This window comes from Erythrobacter sp. SN021, assembly GCF_021864455.1.
In genome coordinates, this window is sequence record NZ_JAKKUW010000001.1 from 739,842 (window position 1) to 755,346 (window position 15,505).

A 15,505-nucleotide genomic window follows, 5' to 3' on the forward strand; every position below is an offset into this window, starting at 1 on the left:
TCTCGGCTCGCAGGAGACCTACGATGAAATACGCCCTTCTCATCCATGAAGATCACGCCAACTACAAAGACGAGGATGGCTGGAACGAGATCATCCGGCGCCACGAGGCCTTCGGTGAAGCGCATGCTTCCGCCATCGTTGGCGGCGAAGGGTTGAACGGCCCCGAAACCGCGACGACGCTGCATCGCAAGGGCGAAGAGACGATGGTCCATGACGGCCCCTTTGCCGAGGCGCGCGAGCAGCTGGGCGGGTTCTACCTTGTCGAGGTCGCATCGCTCGATGAAGCGATGGCCATCGCCAAGGACATTCCGTTCGCGGGCGACGGATCGGTCGAAATCCGGCCCTGCATCGGCGAGGGTTAAGACAGGTTTGGCGAACAGCGTCGATCTGGCCGAGACTGTCAGAGCAAAGCGGCTGCGCATCGTCGCTGCGCTTTCCGCCCGCTTCGGCGATGTCGAACTGGCCGAAAACGCTTTTGCGGAAGCATGCGTGCGCGCCGCCGCCACTCGCTCGCCGCTGCGGGATTGGGCGGCGTGGCTCTATGCCGTGGCGCAAAGAATTGCGATCGACAGCCTGCGCCATTCGCGTGTCGTGCGCGCACATGCCGAGGCGGCGGCATCGTTTGACGAGGAGGTGAGCGTGAGCGAACGCAGCATGATCCCGGATCGCCGCCTCGCGCTGTTCTTCGCCTGCTGTCATCCGGCGATCGACATCGCCTCGCGCGTTGCCCTCGCCCTGTCGACCATCTGCGGTTTCAGCGCGAAACAGATCTCGCGGGCCTGCCTGCTCAGCCCCGCGGCGGTTTCCCAAAGGCTGGTACGCGCCAAGAAGAAACTCGCCGGCAGCGGGATCATGTTCGAAATTCCCGACAATCGCTTTTTTGCCGAACGGCTGGAAGCCGTGCTGTGCACGATCGAGATCGCCTATTCGCAAGCGCACGCATCGAGCGATCCGGATGGCGAGCAGGCACTGCTTGCCCGCCAGACGCTCGAACTGGTCGATATTCTGGCCACACTCATGCCGGGCAGTGCGCAGGTGAACGCGCTGGCCGCCGCCTTGTGGTTTTCGGAAGCGCGACGACCGGCTCGGCGCGATACCGCTGGCAAGATGATCCCCCTCGAGGACCAGGACCCACAGCTATGGGACCGTTCCATGCTCGCACGTGCCAGAGACTATTACGGGCAGGTCGATACGGCACAGGACGCGTCGCTGCGGACGCTCCAGGCCGATATACAGGCTCTATGGTGCTCGCGGCGCCGACAGTCCGACCCAGCCCCGTGGAACCGCGTCCTCGCGCGATACGACCGCATGATCGCGATCAGGGACAGCGCCTTCATTCGGCTCAACCGAGTTGTCGCGATCCATAAGCTCCAAGGTGCCGCAGCGGCGCTGCGAGAATTCGAGGAGCTGCCTTGCGCCGCGCTGGAAGGATCGCCCGCCTATCACGCCGTCGGGGCCGAACTGCTTTCGCATACCCAGAGCGTGCGGGAAGCGATCCAGGCCTATGACACGGCGATCGGCTTGCAGGAAGGCTCCGCCGAGCGCGCATGGCTTATCGCGCAGCGCGACGCGCTCACCCTTCGCACTCCACCCTAAACTGGGTATCTAGCGCAGGCTCACCACATTGTCCGCTGCCGGACGCGTGCGGCTGCCGTCGTAGAGGCTCGACATCGGCTCGTCGGTGACGACGATCCGCTCGGCCGCGCCGAAACCGTTGAAATCGGTCTTCATCGCCGCGCCATAAGCGCCGAGCATACCGATCTCGATATAATCGCCAGCCTGGATGTCCTCGGGCAGGACAAAGGGGCCTTGCATGTAATCGGCATCGTCGCAGGTCGGCCCGTAGAAGGCGAAATCCATCTCCGGCTTGATGAGGTCGTCTTCCAGCGCGCGGACGGGGAATTTCCAGTCGACATGCGCGGCATCGAACAGCGCGCCATAGGCGCCATCGTTGATGTAGAGTTCCTCGCCGCGGCGCTTCTCGACCTTTACGATCAGCGACGAATATTCGGCGCACAGCGCGCGGCCCGGCTCGCACCACAGCTCGGCATTGTAGGCGACCGGCAGATTGTAGAAGTTCTGATGGATGATCTGGAAATAGTCCTCCAGCGGCGGAGGCTCCATCCCCGGATAGACCGACGGGAAGCCGCCGCCCACATCGATCATGTCGATCACCACCGAAGCCTCGCCGATGGCGATGCGCACGCGTTCCAGCGCCTGGACATAGGCAAACGGCGTCATCGCCTGACTGCCCACGTGGAAGCAGACGCCGAGCCAGTCGGCATGCTGGCGCGCTTGCTGCAGCAGTTCGGGCGCTTCGGTCAGGTCGCAGCCGAATTTGGACGCGAGGCTGAGTTCGGAATATTCGCTCGAAACGCGCAGACGTACGCATAGCCGCAGGTCCTGCGCCGGTTCGCCATCTTCGCTGCGACAAGCCTGGACGATCTTCTCCAGTTCCTCGGCCGAATCGAGGCTGAAGGTCTTCACGCCATGCGTGTGATAGGCTTCGCGGATGGCGCTGGGTGCCTTCACCGGATGCATGAAGCACAGGACGGCATCGGGCAGCGTGGCGCGCACCAGACGCACTTCGGCAATCGAAGCCACATCGTAATGCGTGACGCCGTTGTCCCACAGGATCTGGAGGAGATCGGGCGAGGGATTCGCCTTCACCGCATAGAGCGACTTGCCCGGAAACTTATCGACGAAGAAGCGGGCGGCACGCGCGGCGGCATGCGGGCGGTTGAGGATAACGGGCTCGTCCGGCGCGAGAGCGCGAACTACGGACCGGGCGTCAGGGAAATGCTGCAACTCAAGGGACCCCCTAAACAGTCCTCGCGGACCATGAAACGACAAGCTGCCTTGCGGTTAGGAAGTCCCCTTGGGGCAGCGGGAGCGGCGCATATAAATCCTGGCTCATGAAACGCAAGTGAATATGCGCCGAAAATGCACAAGCCCCGCGTGGGGCGCGGCGGGCATCACATGCGGCGGATCGCGCCGTCAGCTCAGCCGGTCGCGGAAGGTTTCGTAACCGAACTCCTTCACCAGCTCGAGCTGGTCGGTCTCGCTGTCCCAGAGGTAGATCGAGGGCAGCTGGACGCCGTTGAACGTGTTCGTCTTGACCATCGAATAATGCGCCTGGTCTAAGAAAGCGAAGCGCTTGCCCACCTCCGCCCCGCCGGGGACGCGATAATCGCCGATCACATCGCCTGCGAGGCAGGAAGGGCCGCCAATGCGTATCTCGGGCACATCGCGCTCTCCGCTCTCACCCAGCATTGCCGGGCGATAGGGCGCTTCGATCACATCGGGCATGTGACAAGTGGCCGAGATATCGGCGACCGCAATGGGCACTTCGTTGAACCCCGTATCGAGGATCGTGCCCACGAGGATACCCGCGTCGAGCGCCACCGCCTCGCCCGGCTCAAGATAGATTTCCGCGCCGGTATCGTCCTTGGCATCCTTGAGGAATTCGACCAATTCCTCGCGCTGGTAATCGGCTCGGGTGATGTGATGCCCGCCGCCCATGTTGATCCATTTGAGGTGCCCGAACCACGGTTCGATCGCGTCGAACACCTTGTCCCAGGTCGCATGCAGCGGCTCGAAATCCTGTTCGCAGAGATTGTGGAAATGGATGCCGTCGACCTGCGCCATGATTTCGGGCGTAAGCTGGTCGATCGGGAAGCCGAGCCGGCTGCCGGGGCTGGACGGATCGTAGCGCGGCACCTCCCCCGTCGGATGCATCGGATTGATGCGCAGGCCGACGTCGAAATCCTGTCCTGCCGCCCGCGCCTGTTCGAGAATCAGCGCGGCGCGCTCGAGCTGGCCGGGCGAATTGAAGATGACATGATCGGACAGGCGGCAGACCTCTTCCAGTTCCTCGGGCTTGTAGGCGGCCGAATAGGTCGCGATCTCGCCATCGTAGAACTCGCTCGCCAACCGCGCTTCCCACAGGCCCGAGGTGCACACGCCGTCGAGATATTCGCCGATGATCGGCGCGGTCGACCACATGGAAAAGGCCTTGAGCGCGGCCAGCACCTTGATGTCCGCTTCGTCGCGGATGTCGGCCAGAATCTGGCAATTGGCGCGCAGCTTTGCTGCATCCACCACGAAGGCCGGACTATCGACGCGCGACAGGTCGAAATCGGCAAAGGCACCCGGATCGCCGGCTTTTGTTTCCATGTCAGACGCCTTTCGTCGATTAGTTGTTCGCGAGCGAAGCGAAATATTCAAGCGCCGCCGTCACCGCCGGATCGCTGCCATCAGGGGCGCTGTCCGCCGGGGTGACGGGGATATCGGCCACGTAATCCTCGCGCGGGGTTCCGTCGACATGGAACATGGCTTCCCCGCCCAGATCGACCCGCGCATGGCTCTTCTCAAGCGAGAAATTCCACAGCGCACCCAGCAGATCGCCCATGTCGGAGCCAATGGTGACGGCATTGGGCGCGGCGGCATCCATGCCGATCACCACGCCTTCGCCCATGCTACCCGTCCAGCGGCCATGCAGCACAGCAACCGGCCCCGCAAAATGCGGCCCGCGTGGATAGACAAATTCGACAAACTGGCGCGGCACGGTGAACTCGCGCTCCAGCGCGGGGATACGGTGCATCTGATAAGGGCTCACCCCGGTCACGAAATGACCGATGATCGACCGGCCTACTTCGGTATTGCCGCCGCTCGGCGTGTCGCGCAGGTCGAGGATCAGCGCCTTTGCACCGGCAGCCTGGTCCATTGCGGCATCGAAGGCGGTGATGAGATCGTTATTGCCCAGCGCATTGGCGATGCGCAGATGCGCGATATCCTTGTTTTCTCCGACGAAGTCGACCGAAACGATCTCCCGCTCGCGCAGGCCGCGCAGGAAATCGGAAGTCGAAGCAAGCGTGACCTCGCGCGTCTCGCCCGATGCGGATTGCACCGTCAGCGTGCGGGCATGGCCGCGCCGCCCGTTCACCGCCAGCGTCGCGCCATAATCGAACTGCGCGGGGGTGGGTTCTGGCAGGACCGCGCCGAAGGGCCGACGCGCCGCCTCGCGCGCGGCCACGCAATCCACCGCCAGGATCTCGTCTCCGGCGCGGATACCGGCAGCAAAGGCGGGCGAATCGCGCCGGATATCGGCAATGCGCAGCACCCCGCCCTCAAACCGCGCATCCATTTCCGCCGCGGTCATGATGATGGCATAATCCTCGTCCGTGAACGGGCCGACGATCAGATGCGGGTCCATAAAGGTGAGCGCGGTGCGGTGGACGAGACTGCGAAATTCCGCCTCGTCCGTCGCTTGCGCGGCCAGCTCCTTTGAGCGCGCCAGTTGCGCCTCCACATCGACATCGTCGCGCTCGATATAGGCATAACGACCGCGCAGCAGCTCTTCGAATTCGTCCCATGCGGCAGAAGCATCGAAGGCCCCCGTCTCGGCGGCTGTGTGATCGGTATCGGGCGATTGCGCGGTCGCGGGCACGGTCGAAGCGAAGGGAACTGTAGCGATAGCAAGCAAAGGCATGACGATGCGCCAGTTACTTCGCGTCTTTCTGGTGTCCTTGTGCGATGCAAGTCCTTCGCCTCTGTTCAGACCGGAACAGGGTGCGAGCCGCGATCCGCAGGCTTTGGTCTTCATTGAAATATTCTGCCTTTTGGGGTTCGCGCAGAGAGCGCGGAGGAAAGGAGGTCGCAGAGAGGGTCACTCGGACCGGTAATTGTTCACCAGCCTTCTGATACCTTCGCGCATGGTGGGCGCAGAGAAATTGAGGAGAAGCCCTACGGGCTGTTTCGTCAGCCGCAAATAGGTGAGCATCTGCTTTGCATGAACCTTGTTCAACTGCTCGACCGACTTGATCTCGAGGATCAGCGAATTTTCGACCAGAATATCGATCTTGAATGCCGCGCCGAAGGCGTGGCCATCGAACTCGATTGGAACGGGAACCTGGCGCAGCACGTGCAGGCCTCGTCTCTCCAATCGGCCAGCCAGCACGGTCTCGTAGACCGTTTCGAACAGGCCCGGTCCCAGTTCGCGATGAATGCCAATCGCCTCTTCAATGACCAGAGACGAGATCTGATCGATCTCCACGCCCCACCTTCTCTGCGTTCTCTGCGCGAACCAAACTTTTGCACAGGTGATTTGTCAGATTATCCGTGCGGATTATCGCGAACGGACAAAAGACTCGCAGTAGGAATGCCAAAAATTTTGGCCAGAGCCCTTAGGTTCGACAGCGAGGGGTCACGCCGCTCTAATTCTAAATGACCGATATTCACTGCTGACATGCCCATCGCTTGGGCCAGTTCCTTCTGCGTCATGCCCCTTTGTTTGCGAATCTCACGAATGCGATTTGGATATTCCTCCAACCTCGTGGTCACGACAACTCTCCATTTGCCTAACTAACAGACGGTTAGATATCAGAACCACACCGGCCCGTCGAGCTCCTTCACCTGCCAGGGCAGGCCGTGTTCATTGAGCATGTCCATGAAGGGATCGGGGTCCATTTCTTCCATGTTGAAAACCCCGTCGCCGTCCCATTTTCCGGTGACCATCATGGCCGAACCAATCATCGCCGGAACGCCGGTCGTATAGGAAACCGCCTGGTTGCCAGTTTCTTCGTATGCGGCCTCGTGCGAGCAAATATTGTTGATATAAAATGTCTTCTCGCCCGATCCGTCGAGCGCTTCCCCGGTCGCGATCACGCCGATATTGGTGTTGCCCTTGGTCGTTTCGCCCAGCGTCTCGGGCTTGGGCAGCACGGCGGCGAGGAATTGCAGCGGGATGATGTCCTTGCCCTGATAGCGGACCGGATCGATCCGCGTCATGCCGACATTCTGCAGCACGGTCAGGTGCTTGATGTACTCGTCGCCAAACGTCATCCAGAAGCGTGCGCGTTCCAGCTCGGGATTGAACTTGGCGAGGCTTTCCAGCTCCTCGTGATACATCATGTACATGTTTTTGGGGCCGACCGCCTCGAAATCGAATTCGACTTTCTTGCCCATCGCCGGTGTTTCGACCCATTCGCCACCTTCCCAGTGCCGCGCGGGCGCGGTCACTTCGCGAATATTGATTTCCGGGTTGAAGTTGGTGGCGAAGGCCTGGCCGTGATCGCCGCCATTGCAGTCGAGAATGTCGAGTTGGCGGATGGTCTTCAGCTTGTGCTTCTTGAGCCACATGGTGAACACGCTGGTGACGCCCGGATCGAAGCCCGAACCGAGCAGCGCCATGAGCCCGGCATCCTTGAAGCGGTCGTGATAGGCCCACTGCCACTTATATTCGAACTTGGCTTCGTCCTTGGGCTCGTAATTCGCGGTGTCGAGGTAATCGACGCCCGCTTCGAGGCAGGCGTCCATGATCGGCAAATCCTGATACGGCAGCGCCAGGTTGACCACGAGGCTCGGCCCGACCTTGCGGATCAGATTGACCATCGCGGGGACTTCTTCCGCGTCGATTTCGTAAGTCGTCACGTCCTGCCCCGTGCGCTCCTTCACCGAAGCGGCGATCGCATCGCATTTGGACTTCGTGCGGCTGGCAAGGTGGATGTCCGAAAATATTTCGGCGTTCATCGCCATTTTGTGGACGCAGACGCTGCTGACACCGCCGGCACCGATCACCAGGACTGTCGACATGGGTAAAACCTCTTTCGTGAAAATTCGAATCTTGCGCGCCCCCTAGCGAAATGCGTTAGGTGCGCCAATGATCCGAGACGAAATCCGCATGCCGACCCGCCAGGGCGTTCTTGCCGCCGCCGATTCCATCGGTCGCATCTTGCCGCCGACGCCGCTGCTGCCGGTCGAGATCGAAGGCGTGCGCTGTCATGTGAAGGCGGAGAGCCTGCAACCGGTGGGCGCGTTCAAGATCCGCGGCGGCTGGTGGCGGCTGTCCAACCTGTCCGACGAGGAGAAGAGGCGCGGCGTGGTGGCGGTGTCTTCGGGCAATCATGCACAAGGGGTGGCCTGGGCGGCCCGGCGGCTGGGTATCGCGGCGGCTATCGTCATTCCGCGCAATGCGCCCCGGGTAAAGCTGGAGGCGACGCGGGCGCTGGGGACGGAGATCGTGCTCTACGACCGACCCGGCGAGGATCGCGACGAAGTGGCTGCAAGGCTGGTGAAGGAACGCGGCGCCGTGTTGGTGCATGCTTTCGGCGATCCCTGGGTAATCGAAGGCCAGGGTAGCGCGGGCGTCGAGATCGAGGCGCAGCTCGGCCGCAGCCCTTCGCGACTGGTAGTGTGCTGCGGGGGCGGCGGATTGGCGGCCGGTCTCGCCCTCGCCTGTCCGGATAGCGCGATTCACGTGGTCGAGCCCGAAGGATGGGACATGGTGGGTCGGGCGCTCGCAAATGGGGAGATCGTGCATGTCGGGGACGATCCGCCCTCAACAATCTGCGACGCCTTGCAACCCGATGCAACCAAGCCCATCAACCTCGCGGTTCTCTCAGGCCGCGCCGAACCAGGCGTGATGGTGACCGATGAAGAGGTGCGCGCCGCGCAGCGTTTCGTCTTCGCGAGGCTCAACCTGGTTGCCGAACCGGGCGGTGCCGCCGCGCTGGCCGCAGCGCTTGCCGGAAAAGTGCCGGTGGACGAGGATACCGTGATCCTACTCACCGGCGGCAATACCGACCCCGCAAGCTTTGCCGCGACACTGGTCGATACATAGTTGCGTTTGACAATCGATCCTGCGGCCCGCAATCCTTCGGGCTGAGATCGAGAGGGGAGAATTCGACAATGCAAGCCCAGATGCTCGCACCTGCCGCGGTGCTCGTGGCATGGTCGCTCGTCATGCTGTTCTGGATGGCCTTCACACGCTTTCCTGCGCTGACAAAGGTCGGCATCGCTGTCGGCAATGCGCCGGCCGGTGTGCGCGGGCAGGATAGCGAAGCCGCGCTGCCGCCGCAGGTGAACTGGAAATCGCACAATTACACGCATCTGATGGAACAGCCCACGGTCTTCTACGCGGCCGTGGTCATCATCGCGATCATGGGTCCGAGCGCCGGAGACGCACTGGCGGCGTGGATCTATGTCGGCCTCAGGATCGTCCATTCGATCTGGCAGGCAACGGTGAACAAGGTTCCCGTCCGCTTCATGCTTTTCCTGGCAGGATCGCTGGTGCTGCTCTTCCTCGCCTACCGTGCCCTATCGCTGACCCTCTTCCACGATCCCGGCCTCGCGCCGGCCTGACGGAGTTCCCGACCGATGATCGAATCGCAAATCCTGCAGCCCGTCGTCGCGCTCATGGTATGGACCATGATTATGTGGCTGTGGATGTATGCCACCCGTATTCCGGCGATGTCGGAGGCGGGAATCGAACCCAACGATGCGCGCCGGACAAAGGCGCTCGACGAGGAGCTGCCAGCCGAAGTCCAGTGGAAAGCGCATAATTACAACCACCTGCATGAGGCACCGACCGTCTTTTATGCGGTTGCCCTGCTGCTGGCCTTGGTGGGTTCGGGCGACGGGATGAATGCGCTGATCGCGTGGATTTACGTCGGTCTCAGGGTGATCCACTCGCTGGTGCAGGCGACCGCGAATGTCGTGATGGTGCGCTTCGTGCTCTACGCGCTGTCGAGCGTGGCGCTGATGGTGTTGATCTTCCACGCCGTCATCGTGGTGTTCGACATCCACATGTAAGCACCGACAGTCATTGCGAGGAGCCGGAGGCTCCGCGGCAATCCATCTTCCAGCGCGGCAAACCGCCGCGACGTCCGGAAATGGACTGCTTCGCCTTCGGCTCGCAATGACTGGGGCCGGTATTATTCCGCCGCTTCGCGCTCCGCCACGTCGAGCGTGGCGAGGAAGCGCTCGGCATCGAGCGCGGCCATGCAGCCCATGCCCGCCGCAGTCACCGCCTGGCGATAGGTATGGTCGGTGACGTCGCCTGCCGCGAATACGCCCGGGATCTCGGTCTTGGGCGAGCCGGGTTCGGTCAGCAGATAGCCGCCCTCGTCCATCGGCAGCTTGCCCTTGAACAGTTCGGTCGCGGGCGCGTGGCCGATGGCTACGAAGGCGCCGTCGACTTCCAGCGTGCTGTCCTCGCCGGTCACGGTATCGCGCAGGTTGAGATGGCCCAGCGCGCCACCCGGGCCGGCCTCGAAGCTTTCGACGGTCTTGTTCCAGACACAGGTGATCTTGGGGTGGTTGAGCAGGCGCTCCTGCAGAATTTTCTCCGCGCGCAGCTCGTCGCGGCGGTGGATCAGGGTCACATCGTCCGAGTGGTTGGTGAGGTAGAGCGCTTCCTCGACCGCGGTATTGCCGCCACCGATCACCGCGACCTTCTTGCCGCGATAGAAGAACCCATCGCAGGTCGCGCAGGCGGACACGCCCTTGCCGCCCAGTTCCTGCTCACCCGGAACGCCCAGCCACTTCGCCTGCGCGCCGGTACAGATCACCAGCACGTCGGCGATATATTCATCGCCGCTGTCGCCCACGGCCTTGAAGGGCGAACCGTTCGACAGGTCGACATCGACGATCGTATCCCACATCATCCGCGTGCCGACGTGTTCGGCCTGCTTCTGCATCTGTTCCATCAGCCAGGGGCCTTGGATAACGTCGGCAAAGCCGGGATAGTTCTCGACATCGGTGGTGATCGTCAACTGGCCGCCCGGTTGGAGGCCCTGCACCACGATCGGCTCCATCATCGCGCGCGCGCCGTAAATGGCGGCGGAGTATCCCGCCGGGCCGGAGCCGATGATAAGCATTTTGGTGCGATGGGTAGCCATATCGTCAAATCCGTCAGTCTGAAAAGGTATCGCGGCTATATGGGAACCGGCGAACCGAGAGTCACGCCACGAAGCGTGCAATGAGCGCATCGCGCAGTGCGTCATCCACACCTATCGCCCGTTCGAGATAGCCATCGAAGCTGCCATGCCGCTGGCTCGCGATCTCGAGATAGCGATCGAGATACTCTTCGCGCACGCCGAGCAGGTCCTTCGCCGCCCCTTCGTCGAGCTTGCGCCCCAGCCGCGCCTCGATTCCCGGAAGCGACTGGCGCGCGAGAACATCGAAGGTCGGGCTGTCATTGGTGCGCAGGAATTCGCGGCGCTGATCGTCTTCCGACACGCCGAGGATATGCAGCAGCATGGTCGCCGCAACACCGGTGCGGTCCTTGCCGGCATAGCAATGCACCAGGCTCGCGCCCTGCCGCTCGACGAGGATATTGAGATAGCGTCCGAACATGTCGATCATCGCCGGGTTGTCGGGCATACGGGTGTAGACCGCCAGCATCCGTTCGCGCGCGAAGTCGGAAGCGGCCATGTCCGGATCGATATCCATATGTGGCGGGCTGCTGGTCGTCTCCCCGTCGTAGAAGACCACCTCGCCATCGAATCCTTCGACCCTGCGGCAGGGATGGGCCGAACGCTCGCTTTGCCCGCGCAGATCGATAACCGTGTGGATGCCGAGGGGGGCGATGGCCGAAAGGTCTGTATCGGTGGCCTCGACATGGTGGCCCGAGCGGTAGAGCAGGCCGGTGCGCACCGTCCCGCCGCCGCGCGTCTTCCAGCCGCCGTAATCGCGGAAATTGTGGATGCCCTGGGTGTCGAGAAATGCGTCGCGAATCATGCGCGGGACGGTGGCAGCCACGCAGGGTATGCGCAATCGCGCAGCGGACCGCGCCTTACGAAAGGTCGCGCAGGAAGTTCGCGGTCCATTGCTGCACATTGTCGTCGCGCACCGTCGCAATCATCTTCTCATGGCGGCTCTTGCGCTCTGCGAGCGGCATGTCGAGCGCGGTGCGGATCGCATGGTCGATATCGTCGGGGCTGTGCGGATTGACCAGCACGGCATCGGGCAATTGCGCGGCGGCCCCGGCGAAGCGCGACAGGATCAGCACGCCCGGGTCCTCCGGGTCCTGCGCAGCGACATATTCCTTGGCGACGAGGTTCATCCCGTCGCGCAAGGGGGTCACGAGACCGATCTTCGCGGCGCGAAAAAAGCCGAATAGTTCGGCATGGCTGTAGCCGCGATTGACGTAGCGGATCGGCACCATGTCGACCTCGCTGCGCGCGCCGTTGATCTGGCCGCATTTCTGTTCCAGCTCGGCGCGGATCGCCTGATAGCTCTCGACATCCTCGCGACTGGGCGGCGCGATCTGGATGAAGACGAGATCGCGCACGCGCTCGGGATTTCTTTCGAAGAAACGGCCGATCCCGTCGATACGTTCGGGCAGTCCCTTGGAATAATCGAGCCGGTCGACCCCGATCATCGCGGTGCGGCGGCGGGTCGAACTGAGCAAGCGCTGCTGTGCCTGCCGCGCGTCACCGGTTTCGCCGAGGCGGGAAAAATGATCCCAATCGATGCCAATGGGGTAGGCACGCGCCAATGTGGTGCGCCCTTCGAACGTGACCGCGCCGCTCCCCTTGTCGACCTGGGCGCCAAGCTCGTTCTCGCAATAGTGCAGGAAGCTGTCGAGCCATTCTTCCGTCTGGAAGCCGACCACGTCGTAGTAGAGCAAGGTGCGTACTAGGCGCTCGTGGTAAGGGAGCGAAACGAACAGGCGCGTTGCAGGCCAAGGGATGTGGAGGAAGAAGCCGATCCGGTTTTTAAGCCCGCGCGAGCGCAGCCGTTCACCGAGTGGGATCAGGTGATAATCGTGGACCCATACGACATCCTCGGGCTCGATCAGCGGCGCGGACAAGTCGGCAAAGCGCTCGTTGACCCGCTCGTAGCCCTTGCCCGTCTCGCGTTCGTATTCGGCAAGGTCGAGGCGATAATGGAACAACGGCCAGAGTGTCGAATTGGCATAGCCATTATAATATTCGTCGATATCGCGCTGCGAGAGGTCGATCGTGGCGGTGGTCACGCCATCGCTGGTCTGCGTGTCGATATGGCCGGTCCGCCCCGAGCCGCTTTCCTGTCCGGACCAGCCGAACCACAGGCCCTTGCGCGATTTCAGCGCCGCATGAAGCGCACCCGCCAAACCACCCTGCGCCCCCGCCGCGCCGCGCGCCTTGGGCACCGCGACACGGTTCGAGATGACAACAAGGCGGGGATCGGTGCTCAGCGCACTTCGCTCCAGGGTTTGCTCAACAGTCCGGCACAATTGATTATACCAACCAGCGAGTAGGTCTGCGGGAAGTTCCCCCACAGCTCGCCGGTTTCATAATCGAGATCTTCGCTTAGTAACCCCGAACTGGTCGTGTGACTGAGCATCGAGCAGAAGATCTCGCGCGCTTCCTCCTCCCGACCGACCAGCCCCAGAGCCTCGATCAGCCAGAAGGTGCAGACGTTGAAGGCCGTCTCTGGCGCGCCGAAATCGTCCTCGGCGGCGTAGCGCAGCATGTGATCGCCCCGGCGCAGCTCGCGTTCGACCGCGGCGAAGGTTTTCAGAAAACGCTCGTCGTCCGGCTTGAGATAGCGCAATTCCACCAATTGCAGCAGGCTGGCATCGAGATAGCCGTTTTCGAAACTGGCTCCATAATGCTGGCCCTGCTTCTTCCAGGCATTCGTCTCAATCGTCTCCCGGATCGCTTCGGCGCGCTTCTTCCAGAAAACCACCCGATCGCCTTTGCCCAGCGTCGCGGCGACATTGGCGAGCCGGTCGCACGCTGCCCAGCACATAACGGCCGAATAGGTGTGCACTTCCTGCCGGGTGCGGAATTCCCACAGGCCCGCATCGGGCTTGTCATGCTTGGCCCAGGCCGCCTCGCCTACTTCCTCCAGATGGGCGAAATCGCATTCGTCGGCCATGCGCAGCAGCCGTGTGTCGAAGAAAGCCTGCGCGGTCGGCATGACGATCTGGCCGTAGCAATCGTACTGCACCTGCTTGTAGGCGGCATTGCCAACGCGGACAGGCCCCATGCCGCGATATCCGGCAAGATGCTTAGCCTCGAACTCGTGGAGGTCGTCGGCACCCATGACCGAATAGAGCGGCTGGATCTGCCCGCCGCGCGCCTGGTCGACGATATTGCGCAAATAGGTGAGGTATTTCTCCAGCACGTCGAGCGCGCCGAGGCGATTGAGCGCCTGCACGGTGTAATAGCTGTCGCGGATCCAGCAATAGCGATAGTCCCAGTTGCGCTGGCTGTTCGCGGCTTCGGGAATCGATGTGGTCAGCGCGGCGACGATCGCGCCGGTTTCTTCGTGCTGGCACAGTTTGAGCGTGATCGCCGCGCGGATCGTCTCTTCCTGCCATTCGAGCGGGATGTGCAGGCCGCGTACCCAGTGCCGCCAGTACCGCGCGGTCATCGCCTCCATCCGGCGTACCTCGTCGCGGATGTTGCCGACGAAGGGTTCGTCCGGACCAAGGAAGAAATGCTGGTCGCTCTCCACGCGGTAGCTGCGCCCTTCGAGGATGTAGCCGACAGGCGCATCGGTCGACAGGCGCAGTGCCTGTGGGCCGATCAGGTAGCGGACGTGGTTGGTGCCATTGGTGGTTGCGGCCAGCCCCGCCCCGTAATCCTTCATCGGCGTGAGTACGACGCGCATGCGCGGAGCGCCGGCCACGGGCCTTACGATACGGGCATAGGCTACAGGCCGGTACATTCGGCCCGAACGCTCGAACCGCGGCGCGAAATCGTGGATTTCGACCGCACTGCCATCCTCACTCTCGAGGCGGGTGACCAGGATCGCGGTGTTGCGTTCGTAGCGCTGCGTGGCCTTGGTCTGGCCGTCGAGTTCGAAGCGCCAGATGCCCCGGTCGCGAACATCGCCATTAAGCAGCGAGCAAAACACCGGATCACCATCGACTCGCGGAACGCACCCCCAGACGAAGGCGCCCTCGCGATCCAACAGCGCGCTGACCTGACAATTGCCGATGGGGGACAGCTCGAGATCGGCCTGCATCATATCTCCAACCAATGGTGCACTGCAGCAACGTTGTCGAGCCTGTATTGTGCCCGCTCGCTGGGGCGTTCGCCCACGGCAATGCCGAAACCGCCAAAATCGGCCGCGCCTGCAAAACCATCCTCATCGGTCACATCGTCGCCGATGAAGAGCGGCATCGCGCCGACAAAGGGCGGTTGTTCCATGAATGCTTCAACGGCGCCCCGTTTGCTGGCACCGGGTCGGACCAGTTCGACCACTGCTTTCCCGCGTTTGACCGCCAGCCCGTGTTTGTCGGCAAGGTCGGCGGCAAAAGCCTGCGCCTGTTTTTCGTATTCAGGCCGCTGGCGATAATGCAGGGCGCCGCCATGGGTCTTCAGCTCGAAGAGCAAGCCATGATCCTGAGCAAAATGGCGCAGCTTCGTAATCACCTCGTCCGGCAGCGGCGCGGGTATCGATCCGGCGGGACGCCCATCGGCATGGATTCGATCCAGGCCGTGCGATCCGGCCCGCGCGAGGTCGAGCTGGCCCAGATGCCGTTCCACATCATCCAGCGCGCGCCCGCTGACAAGTGCCAACCGGCCCTCCAACCGGTCCCGCAACGACCTCAGCCGATCGCCCATATCCGGGGGAACGAGGATGGCATCGGGATCGGATGCGATCTCGACCAAGGTCCCGTCGAAATCGAGAAACACCGCCAGGGAACCCTGCGAAAGCAGAGTGCCAAGTGGCGGGGGTGCGGGAAGCGTGATCGCACGGTCCATGGATGGCAGGCCTAGCGGCT

16 protein-coding genes are annotated in these 15,505 nt (G+C 62.6%); 5 read left to right on the forward strand and 11 right to left on the reverse strand.

The features are described 5' to 3' along the window. Positions 1-23 precede the first annotated feature (23 nt). Together L5849_RS03610 and L5849_RS03615 are read left to right on the forward strand one after the other, a co-directional pair. Positions 24-362 (forward strand): YciI family protein, encoded by a 339-nt coding sequence (locus tag L5849_RS03610; RefSeq protein WP_236924452.1) that lies wholly within the window; start codon positions 24-26, stop codon positions 360-362. A gap of 7 nt (positions 363-369) precedes the next feature. Beyond that, positions 370-1,596 carry an RNA polymerase sigma factor gene (locus L5849_RS03615; protein WP_236924453.1) on the forward strand — a complete coding sequence of 409 codons (1,227 nt, stop codon included), beginning with the start codon at positions 370-372 and terminating at the stop codon, positions 1,594-1,596. 9 nt (positions 1,597-1,605) lie between these two features. Here the strand turns inward: L5849_RS03615 and L5849_RS03620 are convergent, their stop codons facing one another. From L5849_RS03620 to L5849_RS03645, 6 genes are all read right to left on the reverse strand, one after another. Beyond that, positions 1,606-2,808 (reverse strand): type III PLP-dependent enzyme, encoded by a 1,203-nt coding sequence (locus tag L5849_RS03620; RefSeq protein WP_236924454.1) that lies wholly within the window; start codon positions 2,806-2,808, stop codon positions 1,606-1,608. Positions 2,809-2,997: 189 nt separating this feature from the next. After that, a complete protein-coding gene (locus L5849_RS03625; protein WP_236924455.1) occupies positions 2,998-4,176 on the reverse strand; it encodes a carboxynorspermidine decarboxylase in 1,179 nt (392 codons plus the stop codon). A 19-nt stretch (positions 4,177-4,195) separates the two neighbouring features. Beyond that, positions 4,196-5,491 carry a S41 family peptidase gene (locus tag L5849_RS03630; protein WP_236924456.1) on the reverse strand — a complete coding sequence of 432 codons (1,296 nt, stop codon included), beginning with the start codon at positions 5,489-5,491 and terminating at the stop codon, positions 4,196-4,198. Between the two features lie 177 nt (positions 5,492-5,668). Next, on the reverse strand, positions 5,669-6,055 hold the full coding sequence (locus L5849_RS03635; protein WP_236924457.1) for a GxxExxY protein: 387 nt from the start codon (positions 6,053-6,055) through the stop codon (positions 5,669-5,671). Positions 6,056-6,114: 59 nt separating this feature from the next. After that, positions 6,115-6,342 carry a helix-turn-helix transcriptional regulator gene (locus L5849_RS03640; protein ID WP_236924458.1) on the reverse strand — a complete coding sequence of 76 codons (228 nt, stop codon included), beginning with the start codon at positions 6,340-6,342 and terminating at the stop codon, positions 6,115-6,117. Between the two features lie 39 nt (positions 6,343-6,381). Beyond that, complete coding sequence (locus L5849_RS03645; protein WP_236924459.1) at positions 6,382-7,593, reverse strand: saccharopine dehydrogenase family protein; 1,212 nt, start codon at positions 7,591-7,593, stop codon at positions 6,382-6,384. A 67-nt stretch (positions 7,594-7,660) separates the two neighbouring features. Here L5849_RS03645 and L5849_RS03650 point away from each other — a divergent pair, with 67 nt between their 5' ends. From L5849_RS03650 to L5849_RS03660, 3 genes are all read left to right on the forward strand, one after another. Further along, positions 7,661-8,620: a threonine/serine dehydratase gene (locus tag L5849_RS03650; RefSeq protein ID WP_236924460.1), complete on the forward strand. Its 960-nt coding sequence runs from the start codon at positions 7,661-7,663 to the stop codon at positions 8,618-8,620. 68 nt (positions 8,621-8,688) lie between these two features. Then, positions 8,689-9,141, forward strand: a complete 453-nt coding sequence (locus L5849_RS03655; protein ID WP_236924461.1) for an MAPEG family protein — start codon at positions 8,689-8,691, stop codon at positions 9,139-9,141. Positions 9,142-9,156: 15 nt separating this feature from the next. Beyond that, positions 9,157-9,591 (forward strand): MAPEG family protein, encoded by a 435-nt coding sequence (locus L5849_RS03660; protein WP_236924462.1) that lies wholly within the window; start codon positions 9,157-9,159, stop codon positions 9,589-9,591. Between the two features lie 122 nt (positions 9,592-9,713). On the opposite strand, the gene trxB is transcribed toward L5849_RS03660, so the two are convergent. From trxB to otsB, 5 genes are all read right to left on the reverse strand, one after another. Further along, the gene (gene trxB, locus L5849_RS03665; RefSeq protein WP_115417157.1) at positions 9,714-10,679 is read right to left on the reverse strand and encodes a thioredoxin-disulfide reductase; all 966 of its coding nucleotides are present in this window, start codon (positions 10,677-10,679) and stop codon (positions 9,714-9,716) included. A gap of 61 nt (positions 10,680-10,740) precedes the next feature. Continuing rightward, complete coding sequence (locus tag L5849_RS03670; protein ID WP_236924463.1) at positions 10,741-11,541, reverse strand: tyrosine-protein phosphatase; 801 nt, start codon at positions 11,539-11,541, stop codon at positions 10,741-10,743. A 34-nt stretch (positions 11,542-11,575) separates the two neighbouring features. Continuing rightward, the gene (locus L5849_RS03675; RefSeq protein WP_234041438.1) at positions 11,576-12,916 is read right to left on the reverse strand and encodes a trehalose-6-phosphate synthase; all 1,341 of its coding nucleotides are present in this window, start codon (positions 12,914-12,916) and stop codon (positions 11,576-11,578) included. Between the two features lie 41 nt (positions 12,917-12,957). Next, a complete protein-coding gene (locus tag L5849_RS03680; RefSeq protein ID WP_236924464.1) occupies positions 12,958-14,745 on the reverse strand; it encodes a glycoside hydrolase family 15 protein in 1,788 nt (595 codons plus the stop codon). After that, entirely contained in the window at positions 14,742-15,485 is a 744-nt protein-coding gene (gene otsB, locus L5849_RS03685; RefSeq protein WP_236924465.1) for a trehalose-phosphatase, read from the reverse strand. Before otsB ends, L5849_RS03680 begins: the two co-directional genes overlap by 4 nt. Positions 15,486-15,505 lie beyond the last annotated feature (20 nt).